The organism is Aeromonas popoffii (assembly GCF_037818705.1).
GTDB classification, from domain to species: Bacteria; Pseudomonadota; Gammaproteobacteria; order Enterobacterales; family Aeromonadaceae; genus Aeromonas; species Aeromonas popoffii.
This window is the reverse complement of sequence record NZ_CP149129.1, coordinates 1,635,101-1,658,763: the sequence shown is the minus strand read 5'-3', so window position 1 is coordinate 1,658,763 and position 23,663 is coordinate 1,635,101. Positions and strand designations below refer to the sequence as shown.

Sequence of the window (23,663 nt, the reverse complement as noted above, 5' to 3'; positions counted from 1 at the left end):
ATGAAACTGACCCGAGAATTCCCCAGTAACTACACCATGGCCCAGTGGCAACCGGGCGATCACCAGGATGCCCAGGTGGTCGGCGAGCTGTTTGCCCACTTCGGCGCCGAGCGCTTCACAGTTCAGACCACCCGCACCGGCGTGCCTGTGCTCTGGCTCTCCCGCGAGCTGCTGCTGGACGTGATGGGCTTCTTGCGCAAGCTCCCCTCCCCGTTCGTCATGCTGTTTGATCTCAGCGCCACCGACGAGCGGATGCGCAGCCATCGCGACGGCCTGCCCGAGAGCGACTTCACCATCTTCTATCACCTCATCTCCATCGACCGTAACGCCGATCTGATGCTGAAGGTGCCGCTCAAAGAGAGCGATCTGAGCCTGCCAACCGTCAGCCGCCACTTCCCCAACGCCAACTGGTACGAACGGGAAGTGTGGGATCTGATGGGCATTCACTTCGATGGTCACCCCCATTTGACCCGCATCATGATGCCCAAAAGCTGGCAAGGACACCCGCTGCGCAAGGACTATCCGGCGCGCGCCACCGAATTCGATCCCTTCATGCTCGATACGGTCAAACAGGATCAGGAGCAGGATAACCTGCTGTTCAAACCCGAAGAGTGGGGCATGAACCGGGGCAACGAGAACGAGGACTACATGTTCTTGAACCTCGGCCCGAACCACCCCTCCGCTCACGGCGCCTTCCGGCTGGTGCTGCAGCTCGATGGTGAGGAGATCCGCGACTGCGTGCCAGACATCGGCTATCACCACCGTGGGGCCGAAAAGATGGGGGAGCGCCAGTCCTGGCACAGTTACATCCCCTATACCGACCGGGTCGAGTACCTGGGTGGCGTCATGAACAACCTGCCCTATGTGCTGGCGGTCGAGAAGCTGGCGGGTATCAAGGTGCCCCACCGGGTCGACGTGATCCGGGTGATGCTGGCGGAGATGTTCCGTATCCAGAGCCACCTGCTGTTCCTCGGTACCTATATCCAGGACGTGGGTGCCATGACCCCCGTCTTCTTCACCTTCACCGATCGCCAGAAGATCTACACCATCATCGAAGCCATCACGGGCGCGCGCATGCACCCGGCCTGGTTCCGTATTGGCGGCGTGGCGCACGATCTGCCGGTGGGCTGGGCTCGTCTCATCCAGGAGAACCTGCTGGACTGGCTGCCCAAGCGGCTGATGGATTACGAGAAGGCTGCAATGCGCAACAGCATCTTGCGCGGCCGCACTATAGGCGTCGCCTCCTACACCACAGAGCAGGCATTGGCGTGGGGCGTCACAGGGGGCGGTCTGCGCGCCACCGGCCTCAACTTCGACGTGCGCAAATGGCGCCCTTATTCGGGCTACGATCAGTTCGAATTCGAGGTGCCAGTCGGTGCCAATGGCGATGTTTACGACCGTGGCATGATACGCCTCGAAGAGATGCGCCAGAGCCTGCGTATCATAGATCAGTGTGTGAAGAACATGCCGGCGGGGCCATTCAAGGCAGATCACCCTCTCACCACACCACCGCCGAAAGATCGCACCCTGCAAGACATCGAGACCCTGATCACCCACTTCCTGCAAGTGTCCTGGGGCCCGGTAATGCCGGCCGCCGAATCCTTCCAGATGATAGAGGCGACCAAGGGGATCAACAGTTATTACCTGACCAGCGATGGCTCCACCATGAGCTACCGGACCCGGATCCGCACCCCGAGCTTTGCTCACCTGCAACAGATCCCCTCGGTGATCAAAGGCAGCATGGTGTCGGATCTCATCGCCTACCTGGGCAGTATCGATTTCGTTATGTCGGATGTGGATCGTTGAGTAACCGCTGTTACTAAACAACCGTTACGCGACAAAAAGGACAAGCCACAAAAGGTTAAGCCATGAGCCAGCAATGTCAGTGCCAAAACAATCAGACCCCGCAGGGGCAGAGTGCGTGCCAGGGCAAGGGGGACGGCTTCGTCCTGAGCCAGGCCGAACGCGATGCCATCGGGCATGAGATACACCACTACGAAGATCCCCGCGCCGCCAGCATAGAAGCACTCAAAATAGTGCAGCAGGCTCGCGGTTGGGTACCGGACGGTGCCATCCATGCCATCGCTGCCGAACTCGGCATTCCCGCCAGCGACATGGAAGGGGTTGCCACTTTCTACAGCCAGATCTTCCGCCAGCCGGTCGGGCGCCACATCATCCGGGTCTGTGACAGCATGGTCTGTTACATCAACGGCCACGAAGAGCTGCTGGCCGGCCTCAAGGAAGTGATGGACTTGGCCCCCGGCCAGACCAGCGCCGACGGCCGCTTCACCCTGCTGCCCGTCTGCTGCCTCGGCAACTGTGACAAGGGACCGGCGCTGATGATCGACGACGACACCTATGGCGGGCTCGATGCTATCAGCCTGCTCAAGACACTGGAGGCCTACCCATGAGTCTTCACAAGGGCAATCTGCCCATGCGCCTTGAACGGTACAAGACCCCGGAGGCCAATCTATGTCCATGAGCCCACGGCCGACCACACCCCTGGCCTCCATCGGCACGGCCAACCTGATCGCACGCGCCCCCGAAACCCATCCGCTCACCTGGCGGCTACGTGACGACGGCCAGCCGGTCTGGCTGGATGAATACCAGAGCAAGCAGGGCTATGAGGCGGCCCGCAAAGCCCTTGGCCAGATGAGCCCGGATGAGATTGTCGGCACCGTCAAGGATGCCGGCCTCAAGGGCCGCGGTGGCGCAGGCTTCTCCACCGGCGTGAAGTGGGGCCTGATGCCCAAAGACGAGAGCATGAACATCCGTTACCTGCTCTGCAACGCCGACGAGATGGAGCCGAATACCTACAAGGATCGGCTGCTGATGGAGCAGCTGCCCCACCTGCTGATCGAGGGGATGATCATCTCCGCCAAGGCTCTCAAGGCCTATCGCGGCTACATCTTCCTGCGTGGCGAGTACGTGGATGCCGCCATCAACCTGCGCCGGGCCGTAGAAGAGGCCAAGGCCGCCGGCCTGCTCGGCAAGAACATTCTCGGCTCGGGTGTTGACTTCGAGCTGTTCGTCCACACGGGCGCGGGTCGTTACATCTGCGGCGAGGAGACGGCACTCATCAACTCCCTGGAGGGACGCCGCGCCAACCCGCGCGCCAAGCCTCCCTTCCCCGCGGTTTCCGGCGTCTGGGGCAAGCCTACCTGCGTCAACAACGTCGAGACCCTGTGCAACGTACCCGCCATTATCGGCAACGGCGTGGCCTGGTATCAGGGATTAGCGCTGCCGGGCTCGGAAGATCACGGCACCAAGCTGATGGGTTTTTCCGGCAAGGTGAACAACCCCGGGGTCTGGGAGCTGCCCTTTGGCATCACGGCCCGTGAACTGTTCGAGCACTACGCCGGTGGCATGAAACCCGGCTACCGCCTCAAGGCGTGGCAACCGGGCGGAGCCGGTACCGGCTTCCTGCTGCCCGAGCACCTGGATGCCCAGATGTATGCCGGCGGCATCGGCAAGGTCGGCACCCGCATGGGCACCGGCCTCGCCATGGCGGTGGATGACAGCATCAACATGGTGGGGCTCTTGCGCAACATGGAAGAGTTCTTCGCCCGCGAATCCTGTGGCTGGTGCACCCCCTGTCGCGACGGCCTGCCCTGGAGCGTCAAGCTGCTGCGGGCGCTGGAGCGGGGCCAGGGTCAACCTGGGGATCTGGCAACCCTGGAGCAACTGTGCAACTTCCTGGGGCCCGGCAAGACCTTCTGTGCCCACGCCCCCGGCGCCGTCGAGCCGCTTGGCAGCGCCCTCAAGTATTTCCGCGCCGAATTCGAGGCCGGGATCAAGGGGCCGCAGGATAATCACACGCTGTTCAAAGGGATCCAGCCCAATCTGCTGGGTGAACGCTGGTAAGACGAGGAGCGGCAGTCTCATGCAAAACCGGTGCAAACCAGGGTTCACAAATGTTTGATGACGCCATTGTCTGATTACGCCTGCCGGCTGATCCAATCTGTGCGTTTTATCTAATTGATGTCAGGGAAGTTGTATGGCCACCATTTTTGTAGACGGTAAAGAGTACGAGGTAGACGGGGCAGACAACCTGCTGCAAGCCTGTCTCTCCTTAGGCTTGGACGTCCCCTATTTTTGCTGGCATCCGGCGCTGGGTAGCGTCGGCGCCTGCCGCCAGTGTGCGGTCAAGCAGTATCAGAATGCCGACGACAAGCGCGGCCGCCTGGTCATGTCCTGCATGACCCCCTCTACCGATGGCACCTATATCTCCATCGAAGATGAAGAGGCGAAAGAGTTTCGCAAGTGCGTGGTGGAGTGGCAAATGACCAACCACCCCCACGACTGCCCGGTCTGTGAAGAGGGTGGCGCCTGCCACCTGCAGGACATGACGGTGATGACAGGCCACAACAGCCGTCGCTACCGCTTCACCAAGCGTACCCACCAGAATCAGGAACTGGGCCCCTTCATCAATCACGAGATGAATCGCTGCATCGCCTGTTATCGCTGTGTGCGTTATTACAAGGATTACGCTGGCGGCGAGGATCTGGGTGTCTATGGCGCTCACGACAACGTCTATTTCGGCCGGGTCGAAGATGGCACTCTGGAGAGTGCATTTTCCGGTAACCTGGTGGAGGTCTGCCCCACCGGCGTCTTCACCGACAAGACCCACTCCGAGCGTTACAACCGCAAGTGGGACATGCAGTTTGCCCCCAGCATCTGCCAGCAGTGCTCGGTCGGTTGCAACATCAGCCCGGGCGAGCGCTACGGCGAGCTGCGCCGCATCGAGAACCGCTTCCACGGTGGCCTTAACCACTACTTCCTGTGCGATCGGGGCCGCTTTGGCTATGGCTACGTCAATCTGGCAGATCGCCCGCGTCAACCATTTCTGCGTGACGGCAACGACAAGCTGACCATCACGGTGGACGGCGCCCTGAACCGCGCCGCCGATGCCCTGCGCACCGCCGCCGGCGTCATCGGCATCGGCTCTCCCCGCGCATCGCTGGAGAGCAACTTCGCCCTGCGCGAGCTGGTTGGTACCGACAACTTCTATTGCGGCGTCGAGCAGAGCGAATGGGAGTGCCTGCAAAAGATGCTGCACATACTGCAACACGGCGGTATCCGTACCCCGAGCCTGCGGGACATGGAAGAGGCCGACGCCATTTTGCTGCTGGGTGAAGATGTCACCATGAGCGCCGCCCGCATCGCCCTGGCCCTGCGCCAATCGGTCAAGGGCAAGGCGCGCGACATCGCCCGCAAGATGAAGGTGGACGTGTGGCAGGTCGCCGCGGTGCAGACCCTGGGCCAGAATGCGCGCTACCCGCTGCTCATCACCAGCCTGGACAGCACCCGCCTCGACGACGTGGCGGCAGAAAAACTGCACGCCCCCCACGCGGATCAAGCCCGCCTCGGCTTTGCCATCGCCCATCTGCTCGACAGCTCGGCGCCGGCCCTGTCCGATCTCGGCCAAGAGCAGCAGGCGCAAGCCGCGCGCTGGGCCGACCTGCTGGGCAATGCCAAAAAACCGCTCATCATCGCAGGTTCGGGGGCTCGCACCCCGGCACTGATCGATGCTGCCAGCAACATAGCCCGCGCCCTCAAGGGCCGTGGTCAGGACGTCAGCCTGGCACTGGTGGCGCAAGAGGCCAACAGTCTGGGGCTGGCCATGCTGGATGCAGGCAGGTCGTCAGGCAAATCGCTGGAAGCGGCCCTTGAGCGCATCGAAGCCCGGGATAACCTGGCGCTGGTGACCCTGGAGAACGATCTCTATCGCCGCGCTCCGCGCAATCGGGTCGATGCGGCCATCGCCCGCCTGCAACACCTGCTGGTGGTCGAACATCAGGATACCCAGACAGCCCAGAAGGCCGATCTGGTACTGCCTGCCGCCAGCTTTGCCGAGGCCGATGGCACCCTCGTCAATATGGAGGGGCGTGCCCAGCGCTACTTCCAGGTCTATGCACCGGCCTTCTATCACGCCGACATCCAGATCCGGGAAGGGTGGCGCTGGCTGGCCGCGCTGCAAGGGGCGCTCGAGCACACGCCGCTGCGCTGGCAGACATTCGACCAGATCAGCCACGCTTGCGCTGCCAGCCATCCGCTGCTGGCCACCATGTTGGAAGCGGCGCCCAACGCGGGCTTGCGCATCCGTGGCATGCGGCTGGCCCGTGAGCCGCACCGCTACAGCGGTCGCACCTCCATGCTGGCGGATCAGAACGTCAGCGAGCCGCGGGTGGCGCAGGATCCCGACTCCCCCTTCAACTTCTCCATGGAAGGCTATGCCGGTGCCCGCCAGAACATGCCGCAAGTGCCCTTTGCCTGGGCACCGGGCTGGAACTCCCCCTCCGCCTGGAACAAGTTCCAGGATGAAGTCGGTGGTCATCTGCGCGCTGGCGATCCCGGTCGCCGTCTGCTGGAGCCGGGTGAAGATACCCTCGGCTGGTTTGATGCCATACCTGCCCCCTTCGTGGCTCAGGAAGCCCTGCAGGTGGTCAACTATGACCAGCTGTTTGGCGGCGAGGAGCTCTCCGCTCGCAGCCCCGTCATCCAGGCCCGCATGAATGAGCCCGAACTGGTGCTGAACCCGGCCGATGCCCACCGCCTTGCCCTCAACGCGGGCCACCAGGTGAGCTTCTCCTGGGGTGGCAGCCACTGGCGCCTCAAGCTGCGGCTGAGCGATGCCCTGGCACAGGGCCTGCTGGGTCTGCCGCTCGGCGTCAACGGCCTGCCAACCGCGCTGCAACAGGTCTACATCAACAACCTGCAGGAGGCGATCGCATGAGTGATTCCCTGATGGCGCTGCTGATTGAAGTCGGCAAAGCGCTGATCGTGCTGGTGGGGATAGTGGGGGCTGGCGCCTTCATGAGCTTCATCGAACGTCGCCTGCTGGCGCTGTGGCAGGATCGCTACGGCCCCAACCGGGTGGGCCCGTTCGGCCTGCTGCAGTTGGCGGCTGACATGGTCAAGATGTTTTTCAAGGAGGACTGGATCCCACCGTTCGCGGATCGCCGGATCTTCATCCTGGCCCCCATCATCGCCTTCACCGCCTTTATTCTGGCGTTTGCCGTGGTGCCCATCACCCCCACCTGGGGCGTGGCGGATCTCAACGTGGGTCTGCTCTACATCCTGGCCATCGCGGGACTGGCAGTCTATGCGGTGCTGTTCGCCGGCTGGTCGAGCAACAACAAATACTCCTTGCTCGGCAGCCTGCGCGCCTCGGCCCAGACCCTCTCCTATGAGGTGTTCCTGGGGCTCTCCCTGATGGGGATAGTGATCCAGACCGGCAGCTTCAACCTGAGAGACATAGTCGAGGCACAGGAGGGCTTGTGGAACGTGATACCCCAGTTCCTGGGCTTCATTACCTTCCTGTTTGCCGGTGTCGCCGTCACCCACCGCCACCCGTTTGACCAGCCGGAGGCCGAGCAGGAGCTCGCCGATGGCTATCACATCGAGTATGCGGGCATGAAATGGGGTCTCTTCTTCGTGGGCGAGTACATCGGCATCGTGCTGATCTCCTCCCTCATCGTGACCCTGTTCTTCGGTGGCTGGCATGGCCCCTGGTTGCCACCCTTCATCTGGTTTGCACTGAAGACCGCCTGCTTCATGGTGTTCTTCATCCTGCTGCGGGCCTCTCTGCCCCGTCCGCGCTTTGACCAGGTGATGTCCTTTGGCTGGAAAGTCTGCCTGCCGCTGACCCTGATCAACATGCTGATCACGGGTGCCGTGGTGCTGATGAGCGCGCAGTGAGGCCGGAATAGATATGACTATTGTGATGCCGTTTGGCTGGAACGTCTGCTTGCCTCGCGCCTTGCTCCCCACCCGGGATGCAAGACACTGGGGCTGTGGTGCTGATGAATGTGCAGTGAGGCACGACTATGAAAATTGTTAGCATAATCAAGGGTATCGGTACCCAGCTTCGCAGTCTGGGCATGGTGTTTTCCCATGCCTGGCGCCCTCGCGAAACCCTGAGCTACCCGGAAGAGACTGTCTATGCCGCCCCTCGTTTTCGCGGGCGCATCGTGCTGACCCGCGACCCGGACGGCGACGAACGCTGCGTGGCCTGCAACCTCTGCGCCGTGGCCTGCCCGGTCGGCTGCATCTCGCTGCAGAAAGCAGAGCGGGACGATGGTCGCTGGTATCCGGAGTTCTTTCGCATCAACTTCTCCCGCTGCATCTTCTGCGGCCTGTGCGAAGAGGCCTGCCCCACCACCGCCATCCAGCTAACGCCGGATTTCGAGATGGGTGAATACCGCCGCCAGGATTTGGTGTACGAGAAGGAAGATCTGCTGATCAGCGGGCCCGGCAAATACCCGGATTACAACTTCTATCGCATGAGCGGGATGGCCATCGACGGCAAGCCGAAAGGGGATGCCGAGCACGAAGCCAAACCTATCGATGTCAAGAGCCTGCTGCCCTGAGGAGTCAATCATGGAACTGGCATTTTATGCCGCGGCCCTGGTCGCCGTTTACAGCACGCTGCGGGTGATCAGCACCAGCAATCCCATGCATGCGCTGCTCAATCTCATTATTTCGCTCATCGCCGTGGCCATTATCTTCTTCTGCCTGGGTGCCTCCTTCGCGGGGGCCCTGCAGGTGATCGTCTACGCGGGCGCCATCATGGTGCTGTTCGTGTTCGTGGTGATGATGCTGAACCTGGGGTCATCCCAGGATCAGGAGAAGAACTGGCTCACCCCCACCACCTGGGTGGGTCCCGGCCTGCTCTCTCTCATCCTGCTGGGCTTTCTGGTCTACGGCATTCTCGGCGTGACAGGGGGACAGCTTGGCCTGACCGACGTCAGCGCGAAAGAGGTCGGCATCGCCCTGTTCGGCCCTTACGTGCTGGCGGTGGAGCTCGCCTCCATCCTGCTGCTGGCGGGTCTGGTGACCGCCTACCACCTGGGCCGTGAAGACAAGAGCGGGGAAGTGCTTTCCGTTCCCAAAACGGCCGGGCGCCCAGCACCAAGTCCATCTCAAGAAGGAGGTCAGTCATGAGTGGCATCCCCATGGAACACGGTCTGCTGCTGGCCGCCGTGCTGTTTTGCATCGGTTTGTGCGGTCTGCTGATCCGCCGTAACTTGCTGTTTATCCTCATGAGTATCGAGATCATGATGAATGCGTCCGCGCTGGCGTTCGTGGTAGCAGGCAGCCGCTGGGCCCAGGCCGATGGCCAGATCATGTACATCTTGGTGATTTCTCTGGCGGCAGCGGAGGCCAGTATCGGCCTCGCTTTACTACTGCTGCTCTATCGTCGTTACCACACCCTCAACGTGGACACTGTGAGCGAGATGCGCGGATGAGCCTCTTATACCTGACTTTTCTATTTCCGCTGCTGGGATGGCTGGTGCTGGCCTTCTCCCTCGGCCGTTTCGGCGAGCGCAGCTCGGCGCTCATCGGCGTCGGCAGCATAGGGTTGTCGGCCCTCACCACCCTGTGGGTCGGCATCGATTTTCTCAATACCATGCCGGTCGGTGGTGTCTACACCCAGACCCTGTGGCAATGGATGTCGGTGGGCAGCTTCAATCCCACCTTCCGCCTGGCGCTGGACGGCCTGTCGCTGACCATGCTGGGGGTGGTGACCGGGGTGGGCTTCTTCATCCACCTGTTCGCCTCCTGGTACATGCGCGGGGAAGAGGGCTATTCCCGCTTCTTTACCTATACCAACCTCTTCATCGCCAGCATGGTGTTTCTGGTGCTGGCCGATGACCTGCTGTTCGTTTACCTCGGCTGGGAAGGGGTGGGGCTGTGCAGCTACCTGTTGATCGGCTTCTACTACCGCAACCCGGCCAACGGGGCTGCCGCCCTCAAGGCGTTCGTGGTGACCCGGGTCGGCGACGTCTTCCTCGCCATCGGCCTGTTCATCCTTTACCGGGAGCTGGGCACCCTCAACATCCACGAGCTGCTGGTGCGCGCCCCTGTCATGTTTGCCGAGGGCTCCCCTGCCCTCTCCCTGGCCTGCCTGATGTTGCTGGGCGGTGCGGTCGGCAAATCTGCCCAGCTGCCGCTCCAAACCTGGCTGGCGGATGCCATGGCGGGCCCGACCCCGGTCTCGGCCCTCATCCACGCCGCCACCATGGTGACAGCCGGTGTCTACCTGATTGCCCGCACCCACGGCCTCTTCCTGCTGGCCCCCGAGATCCTGCATCTGGTGGCGCTGGTCGGTGCCATTACCCTGGTGCTGGCGGGTTTTGCGGCCCTGGTGCAGACCGACATCAAGCGGATCCTCGCCTACTCCACCATGAGCCAGATTGGTTACATGTTTCTGGCCCTCGGGGTCGGTGCCTGGGAAGGGGCCATTTTCCATCTGATGACCCACGCCTTCTTCAAGGCGCTCTTGTTCCTCTCCGCAGGTGCCGTCATCGTTGCCTGTCACCACGAGCAGAACATCTTCAAGATGGGGGGCCTGCGCAAAAGCTTGCCGCTGGTCTATGCCTGCTTCCTGGTGGGGGGCTCGGCGCTGGCTGCATTGCCGCTGGTGACCGCCGGTTTCTACAGTAAAGACGCCATCCTGTGGCAGGTGCAGGCATCCGGCCAGACCACCCTGTTGTGGGCGGGCTTGGTGGGGGCCTTCCTGACCTCCCTCTACACCTTCCGCCTCATCTTCATCGCCTTCCACGGCAAGGTGCAGACGCAGGCCCACGCCGGCCACGGTCTGGCCCACCAGCTGCCACTGCTGGTGCTGCTGGTGCTCTCCACCGGGATCGGGGCCCTGATAGTACCGCCGCTGGCGGGGGTGCTGCCGGCTGGGCCGGGAGATCACATAGAGGCGGGTCGTCACACGCTGGAGATCACCTCCGGCATCGTCGCCATCGCGGGCATCGCCCTGGCCGCCTTCCTGTTCCTGGGTGAGCGTCGGCTGGCCACCAGCGTGGCGAACAGCGCGCCTGGCCGGCTGCTCAGCACCCTCTGGTTCAATGCCTGGGGCTTTGACTGGTTGTACCATCAGCTGTGGGTCAAACCCTACCTGCTCAGCACCCGCCTGCTTGGCAAGGATCCGCTGGACTGGATGATGAATCTGCCGGCCTGGCTGGCCCTGCGTGGCCACCAGCTGTTGGCCTGGACCGTTTCCGGCAAGTTGCGCTGGTATGCAGCCTCCATGGGGATGGGCACCGTCCTGATCCTGGCCCTGCTGCTGCTCGGCTGATCCCGTGATGCAGCCCCTGAACTCGCAGCAAGCCCACGGGCCTGCACAGTGACTAGAACATAGACGAGAGCTGATATCGTGACCTTACTCTGGATCTTGTTAATACCCTTCATCGGCGGTCTGCTCTGCTGGCAGACGGAGCGCTTCGGTGAATACTTCGTGCGCTGGGTTGCCCTGCTATCCATGAGCGCCTGCCTGCTGCTCTCCTGCGCCATCTGGTGGAGCGGTGACTTTTCCCTTGCGACCCAGACGGGCGTGTCCGCCTGGGCTGCCGAACTGCAGTTGCCCTGGATCCCCCGCTTCGGCATCTCCCTGCACCTGGCGGTGGATGGCCTCTCCCTGCTGATGGTAATGCTCACCTGCTTCATCGGCGTGCTGGCCATCCTCTGTTCCTGGAAGGAAATCGTACAGCGCATCGGCTTCTTCCACCTGAACCTGCTCTGGATCCTGGGGGGGGTGCTCGGCGTCTTCATGGCGCTGGATCTGTTCCTGTTCTTCTTCTTCTGGGAGATGATGCTGGTCCCCATGTACTTCCTGATCGCGCTGTGGGGCCACTCGGTCACCGACGGCAAGTCCAGGATCAACGCAGCCACCAAGTTCTTCATCTACACCCAGGTCAGCGGCCTCATCATGCTGGTCGCCATTCTGGGTCTGGTGCTGACCCATCATGCCGCCACCGGCGTCTTCACCTTTAACTATCAGGACTTGCTCAACACCCCGATGAGCAAGGGCGTCCAGTGGTTGCTGATGCTGGGCTTCTTCATCGCCTTCGCGGTCAAGATGCCGCTGGTGCCGCTGCACGGCTGGCTGCCGGATGCCCACAGTCAGGCGCCGACCGCAGGCTCGGTGGATCTCGCCGGGATCTTGCTGAAAACCGCCGCCTACGGTCTGCTGCGTTTCGCACTGCCACTGTTCCCGGAAGCCTCCGCCGAGTTTGCCCCCTACGCCATGCTGCTGGGTCTGGTCGGCATCGTTTACGGCGCCATAGTGGCGTTCGCCCAGACCGACATCAAACGCCTGGTCGCTTACACCAGCATCTCCCACATGGGCTTCGTGATGATCGCCATCTACTCGGGCAGCGAGCTGGCTCTGCAAGGTGCCGTGGTGCAGATGATTGCTCACGGCCTCTCCGCCGCCGGTCTGTTCATCCTGTGCGGTCAGCTCTACGAGCGGCTGCACACCCGTGATCTGCGCCTGATGGGCGGCCTGTGGGGCCGGTTGCGCTACCTGCCCGGCGTCATGCTGTTCTTCTCGGTGGCCTCCCTTGGCATGCCGGGCACAGGTAACTTTGTCGGCGAGTTTCTGATCCTCATCGGCAGCTTCCAGGTTGCCCCCATCATCACCGTCATCGCCACCTTCGGTCTGGTACTGGCATCCGTTTACTCCCTCATCATGCTGCAGCGGGTCTGCTTCGGTGCGCCCAAGGACGAGAAGGTGCTCAAGGGTCTGGATCGCCGCGAGCTGGTGATGATGATGACCATAGCCGGCCTGCTGGTGCTGCTCGGTGTCTATCCCCAGCCGGTGCTCGATACCGCAGGCAGCAGCCTGATGAGCGTGCTGCACTGGTACGCACTGCCGTCTGCAGGAGCATTGCAATGAACCTGACTGTTTTCCGACCGCTGGCCCTGTTGCCTTACTTGTCCCTTACAGGAGCACTGCAATGACATTCACCGCTTCTCAACTGCTGGCCCTGTTGCCCCTGTTGCTGACAACGGGGGCCATGCTGGCCCTGATGCTGGCCATCGCCTGGCGACGCTGTGACGACACCGCCTTCGTCGTCACCATCACGGGCCTCAACCTGGCGCTCTTCTCCCTGCCCATCGTGATGGCGCAGGGTGATCAGGGGGTCACCCCTCTGCTGCAGATTGACGGCTACGCCGTCTTCTACATGGGGCTGGTGCTCATCGGCGCCCTGGCCACCTGCACCTTCGGTCGCTCCTGGCTCAAGGGCTATCCGGACAACCGGGAAGAGTTCTATCTGCTGCTGCTGATCGCCACCGCCGGCGGCCTTGTGCTGGCAGGCTCCCGCCATCTCGCCTCCCTGTTCATCGGGATCGAGATGCTGACCCTGCCCATGTTCGGTCTGGTGGGCTACGCCTACCGCGAGCGCCATTCGCTGGAGGCCAGCATCAAGTACATGGTGCTCTCCGCCGCCGCCACCGCCTTCCTGCTGTTTGGCATGGCGCTGCTCTACGCCCAGGCGGGCAGCCTGAGCTTCAGCGATCTCGGCCTGACCCTGGCGACCACCCCGGCTCACCACCCGCTGCTGATGGGCGGTCTGGGGCTGATGCTGGTGGGATTTGCCTTCAAGCTCTCCCTGGCCCCCTTCCACCTCTGGACACCTGACGTATACGAAGGCGCCCCGGCACCGGTGGCCACCTTTCTGGCCACCGTCAGCAAGATAGCCGTGTTCTGCGTGCTGCTGCGCTTCTATCTGGCGGTGCCTGCCGCGGCGGATCCCATGATCCACTGGCTGCTGGCCGCCATGGCGGTCATCTCCATCGTCATCGGCAACCTGTTGGCCCTGCTGCAGACCAACATCAAGCGGATGATGGGTTACTCCTCCATCTCCCACTTCGGTTATCTGCTGGCGGTGATCGTCGCCAGCCGCCTCGGCCAGATGCCAGTGGAAGCGGCTGGCGTCTACCTGCTGATGTACCTGTTCACCAACCTGGGGGCCTTTGGCGTCATCAGCATGATGTCCAGCCCCTATCGCGGCAAGGATGCGGACTCCCTGCACAGCTACCGTGGTCTGTTCTGGCACCGCCCCTACCTGACCGCCGTCATGACGGTGATGATGTTGTCGCTCGCGGGTATCCCCATGACGCTGGGCTTCATCGGCAAGTTCTATCTGATCGGGGTAACGGTCGATGCCAAGCTGTGGTGGCTCTGTGGTGCCATCGTGCTGGGCAGCGCCATGGGTCTCTATTACTACCTGCGCGTCATGGTCACCCTCTATCTGCTGGAACCCGGCATGCAGCTGCGCGATGCCAAGGCCGACTGGGCCGTCTCCTCGGGCGGCATGGTGGTGCTGCTCTCCGCCATCATAGTGGTGGCACTGGGCATCTACCCCCAGCCGGTCATCAGCCTGGTACAGGGCTTTCAAAACGTGGTACTGCGCTAAAAGTCGCGCCGCTGCCAGCAACACACAACCGGCCCGGGTGGCCGGTTTTTTATTGCTGGTTGAGCAAGCTCACAGCCTCAAGGCGGCAAGCTCACTTTTTATGCGTCTTTCTAACCGCTTATGTCACATCACAGGTCACAGCTGAGTATCATCACCCCGCCCCTTACTGATATATTCATGAGATACAGGAATGGAACTTGGTGTTATGACGCTGCCCTCCTTTTACCTCTTTGATGCCCGCCCGCTGGCTGATGCGCCGCTCCCCTCTCGAGGAGGTCGACTTGATGGGCTGCTGGCCGAACAGGATATCGGTCGTGTCGCCGGGCGGCAGCAAGAGAGCCAGCACGGCCCGGTCGACACACTGGAGCGCAATGACTGCACCGGCCGTCAGCAGCGCTTTGGCCAGCAGCGGGAGCTGAACGCGCTGTTTACCCAGGGCGACGCCCACGAACTGGCTAGCGCACTCTCACTCAGCGAGATGGGTAGCTTGCGGGCAGGGGATTATTCTCTCTTCCACAATGGCGCCATTCTCTGCAACGGAGCAAGGCCGTCATGAACAACGACCATGCCATGGCCATCGTCTGCGATCTTGCCCTCTGCATCGGCCGCGAGGTGACCCTGGATGCCCTGCTGACCCAGGTGCTGCAACGCTTTCTGTTTCATTGTGCCTGCCCGGTTGGGCTGGTGCTGCAGCAGCTGCCACAGGGGGAGTACATGATCGTCAAGGCCATCGGGGACGAGCAGCTGATCCAGCAGCACGGGCAACCACTGGCGCTACCCGCCTGGGTCAGTGACGGCGAGCAGTTCTCCCTGCACGGCGCCATTCCCCTGCCCGGCTCCCGTCCCTATCCCTTTGCCTACCGCTTGCGGATAGAGGGGGGCTATCTCATGCTGCTGCTCTCCCCGAGAACTGAGGATGGGGATGAACAGCTGTGCCATCTGTTCAGCCCCATCCTCGGCAACCTGGCACGCGCGATCCAGCTGTGCCGGGACAGCGAGCAACTGGCCCTGCGTCAACAAGCAGAGCGGGTGGATATGCAGCACGTCAACGAATCCCTGCTCAAGGCGATCCCCATTCCCGTGTGCTACCAGGACGTCGAGGGACGCTTCATCGGCTGCAACCCGACTTTTACCCAGATAACCGGTATCCGCAGGGCAGAGCTGCTGGGGAAGCGTGTGGATGATATTCTGCCGCCCGAGATGGCGGACGAGTACACCCAGCGGGACCTGGAGGTGCTTCGCAGCAAGCAGCCGCAATCTTTCGAACACAGCCTGATCGATCGCAGCGGCCATCGTTATCAGGTGCTCAACTTCAAGGATCTCTTCTACGACCATCAGGGCAAGGTGGCCGGCATCATAGGGGCACTGGTCGATATCACCCATATCAGGGAGAGCGAACAGCATCAGCGCACCTTGCTGTTTCAAACCATAGCGGCACTCTCCTCCGCCATCGCCCACAAGGATCCCGGTACGGCTGGCCATGAAAAGCGCGTACACGATCTCGCACTGACCATTGGTCAGCACCTGCAGCTGCCACAGGATCGGCTGGATGGACTCGGTCTCGCGGCCATGGTCCACAACATAGGCCTGCTGCAGATCCCGGCCGACATCCTCACCCGCCCCCGTGAGCTCAGGCCGGTGGAGTTTGAACTGATCAAGCTACACCCTCAGGCCGGCTGTGACATCCTGCAACAGATAGACTTCCCCTGGCCCATCGCCACCATAGTGCTGCAGCATCACGAAAACATGGATGGCAGCGGCTACCCGCAAGGCCTGCAGAGTGATGCCATCTGCCTGGAGGCGCGCATCATCCGGGTGGCCGACTCGCTGGCCGCCATGACGGCCCACCGCCCCTTCCGCCGCGCCATGTCGCTGACCGATGCCTTCGCCCAGCTGACGCGCTATGCCGGCATCCACTATGACGAGCAGGTGGTGAATGCCTGCCTCTGCGTGTGGCAAGCAGGCTATCGTTTCACTACCCCCTGATCTGCCGCAGGAGCACAAATGACTTCAAGACCGGATACCTCGTCCCGCCGTCAGCTCGGCGCCCAGCTGCCGTTGCCCGCTGGCCCCCTCTGCGCTCAGGTGATGGATCAGCTGCCCTACCGTGTCCTGCTCAAGGATACCCGCTCCGTCTTCACTGCCTGCAACCGACTGCTGGCCGATGATCTCGCCCTGGAACCTGCCCAGATCATCGGTAAGTGTGATGCCGACTTTTTCCCGGCCGAACTGGCCCAACGCTATCGGGATGACGATCTCAGGGTCATGACCAACGGCACCACGCACCAGCACGAAGAGCCCTACCTCAAGGACGGCGAGGCTCGCTGGCTCAGCACCACCAAGTTCCCCCTGCGCGATGAGCTGGGCGAGGTGATCGGCGTCGGGGTCTTTTTCGATGACATCACGGAGCAGAAACAGCAGCAGGAGCAGTTGCTGCAATATACCTGGACGCTGGAGGCCATTGGCCGCGCCCACCATGCCATGCTCAGGCAGGGGGATGAGCAGGTGCTGCTGCAGGAGATCTGTGACGCCATCACCTTTGATGGCCGTTTTCCCCTCGTGACTGTGCTGCAGGAGGCCGTGGATCAGGATGCGCTGCAGATACTGGCGCAGGCGGGCAACGCCACCTGGTTTGCCAACGACCACTGGCTCACCCGGGATCCGGCCTTGCGTCAGACCATCTGCGATGGCGAGCCACGCAACGAAGCATTGGCGAGCGAGGTTGTCCATCATTCGGCCACCTTGCGGGCCCGCCTGCTGCTGCCGCTACAATGGCATTCCACCGGGCGGGGCGCTCTGCTCATCCATAGCCCGCATGCCAGGGCCTTCACCGGGGAAGAGGTGCGTCTCTTCAGCCAACTGGCCGATTACCTGGCCTATGGCCTGCAAGCCCGTGGCACTCAACAGGCCTATCTCGCCGCGCAGCGGGACAAGGTGCTGTATGCCCGTCAACTGGAGCTCGCGCTGGAGGATGCCCTGGGTGCCATCGCCGCCGTACTGGAGCAGCGCGATCCCTACACCGCAGGTCACCAGAAACACGTCGCCACACTGGCCATGGCCATAGGCCGCGAGCTGGTACTGGGCGACAAACAGCTTCGCGGCCTCTATCTGGGGGCCATGGTGCACGACATCGGCAAGATCCAGGTACCGGTCGACATCCTCACCAAACCGGGCAAGCTGACACCCCAGGAGTTCAATCTGGTCAAGGAGCACCCGACTGCCGGTTACCAGGTCCTCAAGGACATCGCCTTCCCCTGGCCCATCGCCCAGATGATCCACCAGCATCATGAGTATCTCGACGGCTCCGGCTATCCCGAGGGTCTCGAGGGGGATCAGATCTTGCTGGAGGCGCGCATTCTCACCGTGGCCGACATTGTCGAGTCCATGTCTTCGGATCGTCCCTACCGTGCCGCCCTCGGCATTCCCCAGGCCAGGGCTCACATCATACAGATGCGGGGAGCCCAACTGGACGAGGCGGTGGTGGATGCCTGCCTGCGCATTCTGGATCGGGGCGATTTCACCCCCCACGAGCTGGGCAACAGCTAGGTTGTGCTCAAGGTGTTCAAACTTCAGGCGCGGCAATGGCAAGCCATAAAAAGGGCCTCTAAAGAGGCCCATTCAGGTGGTTGTGACGTGAATAGATGCGGTATTTCAGGAAGGATGGGCCCCCATAGCATGAGGAGACCGTTTTTCAACCACGTTAGGAACGCAGCCTAGCAGTAAACAGAGAGACAAAAACCGGCCAGCTGGCCGGTTTTTGATTACTGCAGATTGCGCTGCAAGATTAACCCAGTTGCACCCGGGCGTTGCGGAACATCCGCATCCAGGCTCCGTCCTCGCCCCAGTTGTCCGGGTGCCAGGAGTTGGCCACGGTGCGGAACACCCGCTCCGGGTGCGGCATCATGATGGTGGCGCGGCCATCTTGCGTGGTCACCGCGGTGATACCGTTCGGTGAGCCATTCGGGTTGGCCGGATACTGCTCGGTCACGCTGCCGCGGTTATCGACAAACCGCAGCCCTACCAGACCGCTGGCCTGCAACGCGCTCAGGTGAGCTGCATCGCGCACCTCCACCCGCCCTTCCCCATGGGAGACGGCAATGGGCATCACGGAACCCGCCATGCCGGCGAAGAAAGCGGAGGGAGACTCCTGTACCTCCACCAGACTGAAGCGCGCTTCGAAGCGCTCAGAGCGGTTGCGCACAAAGCGCGGCCACAGATCGGCCCCCGGGATCAGGGTGCGCAAGTTGGACATCATCTGGCAACCGTTGCACACCCCAAGGGAGAGGGTATCGCCACGCTCGAAGAAGCGCTGGAACTGCGCGCGGGCGTTGTCGTTGAACAGGATGGACTTGGCCCAGCCTTCACCCGCTCCCAGCACGTCACCGTAGGAGAAGCCGCCACAGGCCACCAGGGTCTGGAACTCCTCCAGCTTGATGCGACCGGAGAGAATGTCACTCATGTGGACATCCACTGCGGCAAAGCCGGCACGATCAAACGCCGCCGCCATCTCCACGTGGGAGTTGACCCCCTGCTCGCGCAGCACAGCCAGACGGGGGGAGACACCACGGGCGATATAGGGCGCAGCCACATCCTCAGACGGGTTGTAGCTGAGCCTGGCCTGCAGACCCGGATCGGTGGCGTCCTGACGGGCCGCATGTTCCTGATCGGCGCACGCCGGGTTGTCACGCAGACGCTGCATCTGCCAGCTGGTCTCGCCCCAGAGGGTGCGAAGCGCAGTGCGGCTGGCGTGATAGACCTCCTGACCCGCACGCGTGAGGGTGATGAGATCCCCCTCGCGCACAGTGCCCAGCACGTGGGAGCAGGCCGCCAGACCGTGACCGGCCAGCAGGGTCATCACAGCCTCTTTGTCGTCACGGCGCACCTGAATGACGGCACCCAGCTCCTCGTTGAACAGCGCCGGCAACAGTTCGCCACCGATGCGATCGAGCTGGATGTCGAGGCCGCAGTGACCGGCAAAGGCCATCTCGGTCAGGGTCACGAACAGGCCGCCGTCGGAGCGGTCGTGATAGGCGATCAGTTTGCGATCGGCCACCAGCGCCTGAATGGCGTTGAAGAAGCCCTTCAGCTGCACCGGATTGTCGAGATCCGGCGCCTTGTCACCCAGCTGGCGATAAACCTGCGCCAGGGCAGAGGCGCCGAGGCGCTGCTTGCCGTTGCCAAGGTCGATGAGGATAAGGTCGGTCTCACCGAGATCGGTACGCAGCTGCGGGGTGACTGTGCTGCGCACATCCTCAACCCGGGCAAAGGCGGTGATGAGCAGGGAGAGCGGCGAGGTGACGCTGTGCTCCTTGCCATCCTGTTGCCAGCGGGTCTTCATGGACATGGAGTCCTTGCCGACCGGAATGGTGATGCCAAGGGCCGGGCAGAGCTCCTCGCCCACCGCCTTGACCGCCTCATAGAGGCCGGCATCCTCACCCGGATGACCGGCTGCGGACATCCAGTTGGCAGAGAGCTTGACCCGTTTCAGGGAACCGATATGAGCCGGAGCCAGGTTGGTGAGCGCTTCGGCCACCGCCATGCGGGCAGAGGCGGCGTGGGAGAGCAGCGCGACCGGGGTGCGCTCGCCCATGGACATGGCTTCGCCGTGATAGCTGTCGTAAGTGGCGGCGGTGACGGCGCAATCGGCCACCGGGATCTGCCAGGGGCCGACCATCTGGTCACGGTTGACCAGACCGGTCACGCTGCGATCGCCGATGGTGATGAGGAAGGATTTCTCCGCCACGGTCGGCAGGCGCAGTACCCGCTCGGCCGCATCACTCAGGGTGATGCCATCGAGCTGGAGCGCTTTGCCTTGGGCAGGCAGGGTCACCACGTCGCGGTGCATCTTGGGCGCCTTGCCCAGCAACACGTCCAGCGGCAGGTCGATGGGCTGGTTGTCAAAGTGTGCATCCGACAGCGTCAGATGCTTCTCTTCGGTAGCGGTACCGATCACGGCATAAGGGGCGCGCTCGCGCTCGCACAGTGCCTTGAACAGGGGCAGCTTGTTCTGGGCCACCGCCAGCACGTAACGCTCCTGGGATTCGTTGCACCAGATCTCCAGCGGGCTCATGCCCGGCTCGTCGCTCTGGATGGCGCGCAAATCAAAGCGGCCGCCACGCTCGCCGTCGTTGACCAGCTCCGGCATGGCGTTGGAGAGGCCACCGGCCCCCACATCGTGGATGAAGACGATGGGGTTCTCATCCCCCAGCTGCCAGCAGCGATCGATCACCTCCTGGCAACGGCGCTCCATCTCGGGGTTGTCACGCTGCACCGAGGCAAAGTCGAGATCTTCGGCCGACTGACCGGAGGCCATGCTTGATGCCGCACCGCCGCCCAGACCGATGTTCATCGCCGGGCCGCCCAGCACGATCAGCGCCGCGCCGACCGGGATCTCCCCTTTCTGGACGTGTTCGCTGCGGATGTTGCCCATGCCGCCCGCCAGCATGATGGGCTTGTGATAGCCACGCACCTCAACGCCGTTGTGGCTTGGCACCTCCTCTTCGAAGGTGCGGAAGTAGCCGAGAATGGCCGGACGACCGAACTCATTGTTAAAGGCGGCGCCGCCCAGCGGCCCCTCCTGCATGATGTCAAAGGCGCTGACGATACGGCTCGGTTTGCCGAAATCCTGCTCCCAGGGCTGCTCGAAACCGGGAATGCGCAGGTTGGAGACAGTGAAGCCCACCAGACCCGCCTTGGGCTTGGCCCCACGGCCGGTTGCACCCTCGTCGCGGATCTCGCCGCCGGAGCCGGTGGCCGCCCCCGGGAAGGGGGAGATGGCGGTCGGGTGGTTGTGGGTCTCCACCTTCATCAGGATGTCGACGCGCTCCTGATGATACTGGTACTCACCACTGGCGGGGCTCGGGAAGAAGCGACCACCCTGGCTGCCTTCCATCACGGCGGCGTTGTCTTTATAGGCAGAGAGGACATGATCCGGCGTCTGCTCGAAGGTGTTCTTGATCATCTTGAACAGCGACTTGGGCTGCTGCTCGCCGTCTATGGTCCAGTCGGCGTTGAAGATCTTGTGACGACAGTGCTCGGAGTTTGCCTGGGCAAACATGTAGAGCTCGATGTCGTTGGGGTTGCGACCCAGGCGGGTGAAGTTCTCCACCAGATAGTCGATTTCGTCATCGGCCAGCGCCAGACCCAGCGCCACGTTGGCCGAGGCCAAGGCACTACGACCACCGGCCAGCACATCCACCTGGGTGAAGGGGCGCGGCTCGTGGTGAGCAAACAGGGCGCTCGCAGCGTCCATGTCGGCAAACACCACTTCCATCATCCGATCATGCAGCACAGCGGCAATGGCGCTGCGTTGGGCGGCGCTCAGCTCACCCTGCCCCTTGATGGTCAGGTAATAGGCAATACCACGCTCCAGCCGCTTGACCTGATTCAAGCCGCAGTTGTGAGCGATGTCGGTTGCTTTGGAAGACCAGGGGGAGATAGTGCCGGGGCGGGGGGTAACGAGAAACAGCTGACCGCTGGGGGTGTGTTCGGGGATGGTCGGGCCGTAGCGCAGGAGCTGGCCCAATGTCGCTCGCTCGGGCGGTGACAGCGGGCTCGAGAGCTCGGCAAAGTGCACATATTCGGCATAGACATCCTCTATCTCTACTCCGTTCTCCTCTCTCATCTGTGCGAAGTGTTGCAGCAGTTTTTGGACACGAAAATCAGACAGTGCTGGGGCACCACGCAAGATATCCATATGACCTTTCTCACCAAGTGTTAAAGTGGGGGGGAATTGAGACGCGCATATTATAGGGATCAGGCCGACGCCGGACAAACGTTTTTCTTGATTTACCGAGTGTGACTCGGTGCACACTCTCTGGTATAAAGGTCCCTCTTTTTTGACAAATGCTGATTTTTTCAACAAGGGTACTCCGCTACTTGCGCTGCATTTTTCGACTGCTTATCGGGCTGATGTTGCTGCTGCCCCTGGTCGGTTGTAACTTCTACACCCCCTCCAGCCAGCTGGAACAGATCCGCCAACGAGGCGAGATCCGGGTTGGCACCATCTATGGCCCCACCTCCTATTACCAGCGTGACGAGACCGCCCAGGGCTTCGATTACGAGCTGGCGAAAAGCTATGCCGACTGGTTGGGCGTCGAGCTCACCATAGTCCCTGTCTACTCCACCGCCGAACTGGTCGAGCTGCTCAAGAAGGGCAAGCTGGATCTCGCCGCCGCCGCCATCGTCGTGACCCCGGAGCGGCGTGCCCTGTTTCGCTTCGGCCCAGGCTTTTATCAGGTCTCCCCCAAGCTGGTCTATCGCAACGGCTCCCCCAAACCCAAGGAGATAGGGGATCTCAAGGGATCCATTGTGGTGCCTGCCGGCTCCACCGGTGAAGACCTGCTCAAGGAGCTCAGCAAACAGCACCCCAATCTGAAGTGGAGTACCAACCGGGACGCAGACGTGGAAGAGCTGCTCAAGCAGGTGGCCGACGGCAAGATTGATTACACAGTGGTGCAAGATACGGTGCTGGCCCGTACCCAGCGCTACTACCCCGAGCTCACCGAGGGGCTGACCCTCTCCAAAAACCAGACCGTGGCCTGGGCCATGACCAAGCTGCCCGATGACAGCCTCTACGCCAGCATCATCGACTTCTTCGGTCAGCGCTTCATGGATGGCGCCATCGCCAAGCTGGACGAGAAGTACTTCGGCCATGTGCAGAACTTCGACTTCGTCGACACCCGCACCTTCCTGCAGCGGGCCAAAAGCCTGCTGCCCAAGTATCAGGATCTGTTCAAGACTCACGCCAGCGTGGTGGATTGGCGCCTGCTGGCCGCCATCAGCTATCAGGAGTCCCACTGGGATCCTGAAGCGCGATCCTACACAGGCGTGCGCGGCATGATGATGCTGACCGAACCCACCGCCAAGGCGATGGGGGTCAACAACCGGCTGCACCCGGAGGAGAGCATCAAGGGCGGTGCCCGCTATCTGCAACAGATGATGGAGAAGGTGCCCGCCTCCGTGCCCGATGACGAGAAGGTGTGGTTTGCCCTCACCGCCTACAACATCGGCTACGGCCACATGATGGATGCCCGCCGCCTGACCAAGGAGCTCGGCAAGAACCCCGACGCCTGGAGCGACGTGAAAGAGGTGCTGCCCCTGCTGCAGCAGGCGCGCTGGCACCGCAAGGCGCGCTACGGCTATGCCCGGGGCGGCGAGGCGCGCAACTACGTCAACAACGTGCGTCAGTATTACCAGAGCCTGCTCTGGCTCGACAACGAGCAGCAGAAGGCCCACCGCCGCGAGGAGCTGGATGACGACGACAGCAGCGAGCCACAGAGTGCCGAACGCCCCACCGTCATCGCCGAAGTGGTCAAACAGATCACCCTGCGTTGAAGCCTGTTGACCAGTTTGTTTTACGGGTCGGTTCTCTGTTACCATCCGGATGTGCCGGGGCCTGTCCGAAACTGTTTTTATCGCCTGATTTCATCAGCTTGCCAGCTG

General features: G+C 62.3%; 15 protein-coding genes and 1 pseudogene. 15 read left to right on the top strand and 1 reads right to left on the bottom strand.

The window, feature by feature from the left end; genetic code table 11:
- The 14 genes and pseudogenes from nuoC (at position 1) to WJM78_RS07800 (ending at position 17,765) form a co-directional block, all read left to right on the top strand.
- The gene (gene nuoC, locus WJM78_RS07865) at positions 1 to 1,806 is read left to right on the top strand and encodes an NADH-quinone oxidoreductase subunit C/D (protein WP_422388440.1); all 1,806 of its coding nucleotides are present in this window, start codon (positions 1 to 3) and stop codon (positions 1,804 to 1,806) included.
- A 62-nt stretch (positions 1,807 to 1,868) separates the two neighbouring features.
- Positions 1,869 to 2,411, top strand: coding sequence for an NADH-quinone oxidoreductase subunit NuoE (gene nuoE, locus WJM78_RS07860; RefSeq protein WP_339014968.1), 543 nt, complete (start codon positions 1,869 to 1,871; stop codon positions 2,409 to 2,411).
- A gap of 67 nt (positions 2,412 to 2,478) precedes the next feature.
- Entirely contained in the window at positions 2,479 to 3,864 is a 1,386-nt protein-coding gene (gene nuoF / locus WJM78_RS07855; RefSeq protein ID WP_339015795.1) for an NADH-quinone oxidoreductase subunit NuoF, read from the top strand.
- A gap of 133 nt (positions 3,865 to 3,997) precedes the next feature.
- Complete coding sequence (nuoG, locus tag WJM78_RS07850) at positions 3,998 to 6,736, top strand: NADH-quinone oxidoreductase subunit NuoG (RefSeq protein ID WP_339014966.1); 2,739 nt, start codon at positions 3,998 to 4,000, stop codon at positions 6,734 to 6,736.
- Positions 6,733 to 7,701 (top strand): NADH-quinone oxidoreductase subunit NuoH, encoded by a 969-nt coding sequence (gene nuoH / locus WJM78_RS07845; RefSeq protein WP_339014964.1) that lies wholly within the window; start codon positions 6,733 to 6,735, stop codon positions 7,699 to 7,701. Before nuoG ends, nuoH begins: the two co-directional genes overlap by 4 nt.
- 128 nt (positions 7,702 to 7,829) lie before the next feature.
- Positions 7,830 to 8,372, top strand: a complete 543-nt coding sequence (nuoI, locus tag WJM78_RS07840; RefSeq protein WP_042034378.1) for an NADH-quinone oxidoreductase subunit NuoI — start codon at positions 7,830 to 7,832, stop codon at positions 8,370 to 8,372.
- A 10-nt stretch (positions 8,373 to 8,382) separates the two neighbouring features.
- Complete coding sequence (nuoJ, locus tag WJM78_RS07835; protein WP_339014961.1) at positions 8,383 to 8,946, top strand: NADH-quinone oxidoreductase subunit J; 564 nt, start codon at positions 8,383 to 8,385, stop codon at positions 8,944 to 8,946.
- On the top strand, positions 8,943 to 9,251 hold the full coding sequence (gene nuoK / locus WJM78_RS07830; RefSeq protein WP_042034381.1) for an NADH-quinone oxidoreductase subunit NuoK: 309 nt from the start codon (positions 8,943 to 8,945) through the stop codon (positions 9,249 to 9,251). The genes nuoJ and nuoK overlap by 4 nt, the downstream gene beginning before the upstream one ends.
- Complete coding sequence (nuoL, locus tag WJM78_RS07825; protein WP_339014959.1) at positions 9,248 to 11,095, top strand: NADH-quinone oxidoreductase subunit L; 1,848 nt, start codon at positions 9,248 to 9,250, stop codon at positions 11,093 to 11,095. The genes nuoK and nuoL overlap by 4 nt, the downstream gene beginning before the upstream one ends.
- A gap of 78 nt (positions 11,096 to 11,173) precedes the next feature.
- Entirely contained in the window at positions 11,174 to 12,694 is a 1,521-nt protein-coding gene (gene nuoM / locus WJM78_RS07820) for an NADH-quinone oxidoreductase subunit M (RefSeq protein ID WP_339014957.1), read from the top strand.
- A gap of 61 nt (positions 12,695 to 12,755) precedes the next feature.
- Positions 12,756 to 14,219: an NADH-quinone oxidoreductase subunit NuoN gene (nuoN, locus tag WJM78_RS07815; RefSeq protein ID WP_042034385.1), complete on the top strand. Its 1,464-nt coding sequence runs from the start codon at positions 12,756 to 12,758 to the stop codon at positions 14,217 to 14,219.
- A gap of 337 nt (positions 14,220 to 14,556) precedes the next feature.
- Positions 14,557 to 14,775, top strand: a pseudogene (locus WJM78_RS22805) (hypothetical protein); the annotation flags it as partial.
- Positions 14,772 to 16,205 carry an HD domain-containing phosphohydrolase gene (locus WJM78_RS07805; RefSeq protein WP_339014952.1) on the top strand — a complete coding sequence of 478 codons (1,434 nt, stop codon included), beginning with the start codon at positions 14,772 to 14,774 and terminating at the stop codon, positions 16,203 to 16,205. The pseudogene WJM78_RS22805 and the gene WJM78_RS07805, both read left to right, overlap by 4 nt.
- A gap of 18 nt (positions 16,206 to 16,223) precedes the next feature.
- On the top strand, positions 16,224 to 17,765 hold the full coding sequence (locus tag WJM78_RS07800) for an HD domain-containing phosphohydrolase (protein ID WP_339014950.1): 1,542 nt from the start codon (positions 16,224 to 16,226) through the stop codon (positions 17,763 to 17,765).
- Positions 17,766 to 18,003: 238 nt separating this feature from the next.
- Here the strand turns inward: WJM78_RS07800 and purL are convergent, their stop codons facing one another.
- The gene (purL, locus tag WJM78_RS07795; protein ID WP_339014948.1) at positions 18,004 to 21,915 is read right to left on the bottom strand and encodes a phosphoribosylformylglycinamidine synthase; all 3,912 of its coding nucleotides are present in this window, start codon (positions 21,913 to 21,915) and stop codon (positions 18,004 to 18,006) included.
- Positions 21,916 to 22,064: 149 nt separating this feature from the next.
- Between purL and mltF the strand changes: the two genes are divergently transcribed.
- Positions 22,065 to 23,555 carry a membrane-bound lytic murein transglycosylase MltF gene (gene mltF / locus WJM78_RS07790; RefSeq protein ID WP_339014947.1) on the top strand — a complete coding sequence of 497 codons (1,491 nt, stop codon included), beginning with the start codon at positions 22,065 to 22,067 and terminating at the stop codon, positions 23,553 to 23,555.
- Positions 23,556 to 23,663 lie beyond the last annotated feature (108 nt).

What these genes read in the sequence shown, in the direction of transcription:
- nuoC (WP_422388440.1), top strand. Translation starts at nt 1, where the DNA reads ATGAAACTGACCCGAGAATTCCCCAGTAACTACACCATGGCCCAGTGG.
- nuoE (WP_339014968.1), top strand. Translation starts at nt 1,869, where the DNA reads ATGAGCCAGCAATGTCAGTGCCAAAACAATCAGACCCCGCAGGGGCAG.
- nuoF (WP_339015795.1), top strand. Translation starts at nt 2,479, where the DNA reads ATGAGCCCACGGCCGACCACACCCCTGGCCTCCATCGGCACGGCCAAC.
- nuoG (WP_339014966.1), top strand. Translation starts at nt 3,998, where the DNA reads ATGGCCACCATTTTTGTAGACGGTAAAGAGTACGAGGTAGACGGGGCA.
- nuoH (WP_339014964.1), top strand. Translation starts at nt 6,733, where the DNA reads ATGAGTGATTCCCTGATGGCGCTGCTGATTGAAGTCGGCAAAGCGCTG.
- nuoI (WP_042034378.1), top strand. Translation starts at nt 7,830, where the DNA reads ATGAAAATTGTTAGCATAATCAAGGGTATCGGTACCCAGCTTCGCAGT.
- nuoJ (WP_339014961.1), top strand. Translation starts at nt 8,383, where the DNA reads ATGGAACTGGCATTTTATGCCGCGGCCCTGGTCGCCGTTTACAGCACG.
- nuoK (WP_042034381.1), top strand. Translation starts at nt 8,943, where the DNA reads ATGAGTGGCATCCCCATGGAACACGGTCTGCTGCTGGCCGCCGTGCTG.
- nuoL (WP_339014959.1), top strand. Translation starts at nt 9,248, where the DNA reads ATGAGCCTCTTATACCTGACTTTTCTATTTCCGCTGCTGGGATGGCTG.
- nuoN (WP_042034385.1), top strand. Translation starts at nt 12,756, where the DNA reads ATGACATTCACCGCTTCTCAACTGCTGGCCCTGTTGCCCCTGTTGCTG.
- WJM78_RS07805 (WP_339014952.1), top strand. Translation starts at nt 14,772, where the DNA reads ATGAACAACGACCATGCCATGGCCATCGTCTGCGATCTTGCCCTCTGC.
- WJM78_RS07800 (WP_339014950.1), top strand. Translation starts at nt 16,224, where the DNA reads ATGACTTCAAGACCGGATACCTCGTCCCGCCGTCAGCTCGGCGCCCAG.
- purL (WP_339014948.1), bottom strand. Translation starts at nt 21,915, where the DNA reads ATGGATATCTTGCGTGGTGCCCCAGCACTGTCTGATTTTCGTGTCCAA.
- mltF (WP_339014947.1), top strand. Translation starts at nt 22,065, where the DNA reads ATGCTGATTTTTTCAACAAGGGTACTCCGCTACTTGCGCTGCATTTTT.